2 protein-coding genes are annotated in these 4209 nt (G+C 39.0%); both read right to left on the bottom strand.

Features of this window, described 5'->3' with window-relative positions:
• A partial coding sequence (locus B4237_RS02460; RefSeq protein WP_286941197.1) for a hypothetical protein occupies positions 1-2963 on the bottom strand: 2963 nt, incomplete at its 3' end.
• Between the two features lie 6 nt (positions 2964-2969).
• A partial coding sequence (locus tag B4237_RS02455; protein ID WP_286941195.1) for a DUF2345 domain-containing protein occupies positions 2970-4209 on the bottom strand: 1240 nt, incomplete at its 5' end.

The raw sequence follows: 4209 nt of genomic DNA, 5'->3' as shown, positions 1-4209 counted from the left end.
TCTAAATTACTTGCCATTAAAGGTTGTTCATCAAAACCAATCGACATACCTTGCTGCATCTCGAACTGCTTAAATCGATTATCATCCTGACTCTGCACCAACATATAATTCCATGAAGTCCCAGTTACAGCTTTTGCCCCTTTACGATACTTTAGATAATCTTTAAGCCATTGATTAATGTTCTGCCCTTCATATTCAATCCCGCTATTGATACAACGAATAATATCTTCCGCATATTTATTATCATTGCCATAATTTAAAAAGCGAATCAAATCCCCTTCAACTTTACCAAATTCAGATAAATTTAATTTTTTCGCTCTAGGATGAATATGTTGAATGGTATTCTGCCATTCTGCTGTCGTCACACAAGTCTTTAAAATATTAATCACCGCTGTTTTGCGCGCAGGGAAGAACTGTACTTCACGCTCACTAAAGGAGACATAGATATCAAAAATCGGGGCTGTACGACTTGACCAATGTGTTACTGCATATAAAAGAATACCTTTGGTCTCTGGCGTCGCGTAAATTAACTCCTCACGACCTTTGGCTGAATTAATATTATTAGCAGTCTTTAAACGCTCTTGATCGATATCTAAACTATCAATCCAAATTGCGAATTGACTGGCTATTTGCCTTACATTTTGTGTTAAAGGGTGATTATCACCTATGCAATAAGCTAGCATTTGTGCCATTAATGAAAAAGCTTGAGCATGAATATAAATAAGTGTTCTAAATCCAGCCTGCAATAACTGTAATTTAATAAAACCCAAATAATTTAAAATATGTTCTGAACCAACAGTAAATTCTGCCACACCTTTCGCACCAACACCCCAACATAAATGTGCCGCAACCAGTATTTTAAAGCTACCTGAATCATAACCGATCTGGAACTGTCCTTCAGCCCCAGCCCCCATACTGACGCCACCACCAAGAGCAGCTGCGGCAATCGAAACAAATTCTCCCTCACCGCCCTTATCATTATTGGGTTTAAACCACTCTATTCCGCCCTTTAATTTCCCTTGCACTTGTAATCCTGCAAATGCCTTAATCCCTGCATTTGCCTGATTTTTTGCATTTTCCTGATTTGTAGCAATCATTTTCAGGCTACCCTGCGCAGGTTGGAACATTGGTTTTCCCTGACGATCAAACATTTGTGACATTGAGCGCTCTGGTTGACGAACCATCGCTGTCAGCATCTGTGTCGTCCCTTGGTGGGTAATATCGACAGATAAGTTTCCTGAAATACCCAGATTCGCTCCTGAAAAACCAGCAAGTTCAGCACCAATCAAAAAGCGGATTGTTCCTAAATCATAGTTTTCAAGTTCAAGTTTCCATCCTGATTCACATGGAAAGAACTTACGCCACTCTTTTACCCCTTCAAAAAGTGTCCATTTGCTTGATGCATCTCCACCAAGTTTCATGGTTACACCTTTAGATGAAGCACTAATCATGCCTTCACCACTTGCACCTGCAACCATCCGCATCCACTGCGCTTCAGTACTGACATTTATGTCATGACTATTCTTATATTCTTTTGCAATTTCTCCACCCAGACCGCCAATCAAATTGTAAACAGCCTTTTCTTCGCTACCAACACTCCCTTTTGCAGTCAATAACTGCTGACCTAATTTCTCAAAGCTACTTTGAATCTGAGCATGGCGTTGTGGTGTGTATTGAGTCGCACTAAGATCAATAATATCTGCTCTTATTTCATTATTGCGGCGCTGTCGTTTCAATTCCTCGTATTCTGTAACTTTTAAATAACGTCTTTTTAAATTATATTTTGATGCACTTTGATTTGTTTTACCGGTACTTTCTACCACCCAAACCTCTTTCAGCTCACTATACTGCTGAAACTCACCATTAATTTTTTCAATTGCTTTTTCCTGATTAATATTCAGGCGACTTTCAAGCTCTTTAATTTCATCCAGTTTTCTATCTTGGATCGCACGAGTGAGTTCAGCATTTGATTCATGAACTTTCTTTACAGCCTCTGATAAAATTTTCGTTTGTCTATCAAATTCTGCATAAACATCTGGTGGTAAAACCAATACTTCATTATTTCGTGGATTAATAACAATCGGTGGTTTTTGTGATGCTCCCAAACTAACTTTATTATCTGGATTCGGATTGGTTGTACCAGTTGTGAGTGGAAATACAATAGGATGGATCACTTGCTTATCAACACAAGTAATCGGTTCGATCCATTCACTTTCTTTTACGGTACTTCCTAAACGATATCGAACTTTAGTTTTCAAATGAGTTTCTGCCAGTTTAGTAAAACCTTTTTCATCTACTTTGGCAGGCTTTAAATTGACAATAGGCTCATCTTGCCCTTGACCAAATATTTGATATTGAATGATAGAAATCCCTTTGCCTTTACTATCTACAAATCTATACATCGTATATGTCTTCAATTTTAAATATTTTGTCTTTTTAATCAGATATGTATTTCTTTTTTTATATTCTTCATAAGACAAATTAAGATTTTCATCCAGATTTTTTTTAAACGTTGACAAAGGCGAAATAGGAGGTGCAATTTGAGAGTAATTAAAAAAACCACCTGTTTTAACTTTACTCTCAGAAGCTCTTTGCTTTATTTCTTCTAGATTTTTTTTCGAAGCTTGTTGCTTTAACTCATATTGCTGTTTCGTTATAAATTTTAAATTTTGCTCTAATTTAGTTTCTTTGATCTCAACAACACTATCACCCGTCGCTAAAACAGGTTTAATGATTTTTCTTGGACTAAAAATTGTTTCATGCCCTTCGACAAAAATATGCAACCTTCCATTTTGGGTCAAAAGAATAGGTTTCGTACGCCCCTTTTCATTGGTAACGTCTGTAAATGTTTCTCGATTTCCTGAAACAGGGAAAAATACAATGCTATATTTAACGTTAGCGAGCTCTTTATTTCTCTGATTATAAAAAATAACGCTATATTCTAATGTGTTATATTTATTCATTGCGCACTAACCTTCTGAAACCAACTTATATTTAGATGCATTTTTATCAGAAATATGGATTGAAACCTGTTCTGAGCCATCTGTTTGAAATTTTTGAGTTTTCCCAGATGCATCAGTTCGACCAATTTGTTGGCTGCCATCTGCTCTAAAAGCAATATACTCAACATTTTTTGCTGGTTTACCTTCCAAATCAACGATTTCAAAAGTTAAATAGCATGGTTTGTTTTCGAGCTTCATTTTGGGAACTTCGACCTTCGCCCCTCCCATAAACAAATGTTGCCCTGCCTTCACTTCAAATTTACCACCCGTGGTCGGAAAAATACCTGAACCATCAAGCTTGATCTGAGAACCTCCCGCAGTAATCACAATCTCTTTCGGACTGGTGATTTCAATTCGGTCTTCAGTAGAAATAATCTGAATCCCCTGCTTAGCAAGCAACTCCATTCCATCTGACTGTGCCTGAACCTCAAACTTGCCTTTTGCTGCAACCTGTTTAATCCCATTCTGCGCGGCAAATAGACTCGCTTTACCACTGACATGGGCAATCAAGTTCTTTTGCGTACTTAGATTGATACTATCACCCGCTAACTGATTGATCTGCCCATCTGCTGATAAATAAATATCTTCATTAGTGCTGAGCGCAATGCCTGCGGGCGAACTCAATAGCAGCATCGCTTTATTGAACTTAGCAATATCAGACTCAATTTCATCAGCAAATGCTTTAAGTTGCTCAACGGATTCAATCTCATCGGTCTGTTGGTTCTTCGCAACTTCACTCAAGGCTTTGGCATTGTTTTGGTTGCCTTCCAGCTGTTGCTTGGCAGGTTGGGCATCAAGGTGTTCACCCTCAGCTTGTGCTTGGCTATGAGTGGTGATGAGTAAGCCTTCACCTGCACGTACTGCACCCCATTGATCGGTACGCAATTCAAAACCTTCTCCGCGGTCTTCACTTTCTGCTTGGTCTTTGGGGTAGCTGAGTTTACCTAGATTGAGTTGACTGGCGGCATGACTGCTTTGCAGTTGTGCACTGATCTGGCCTGTAGTGTCATCAAAGCGTAGTTGGTTAAAGCCTTCACCTTGATATTCCTTGGACTTGATCCCTGCCAGTTTTTTAGTGTCTGGGAGCTTGCCTGTATTGTCGAACTTGGTCGGGCTGCGTTGTGCTTCATGAATGCGTCCCACCACAAACGGTCGGTCAATGTTGCCATCAAAGAAGTCGATTACCACGATTTCATCAATGCGGGGG

This window comes from Acinetobacter sp. UBA6526, from assembly GCF_002434875.1.
Taxonomy (GTDB): Bacteria; Pseudomonadota; Gammaproteobacteria; order Pseudomonadales; family Moraxellaceae; genus Acinetobacter; species Acinetobacter venetianus.
The sequence above is the reverse complement of the archived record's forward strand: the minus strand, read 5'-3'. Positions and strand labels throughout refer to the sequence as shown.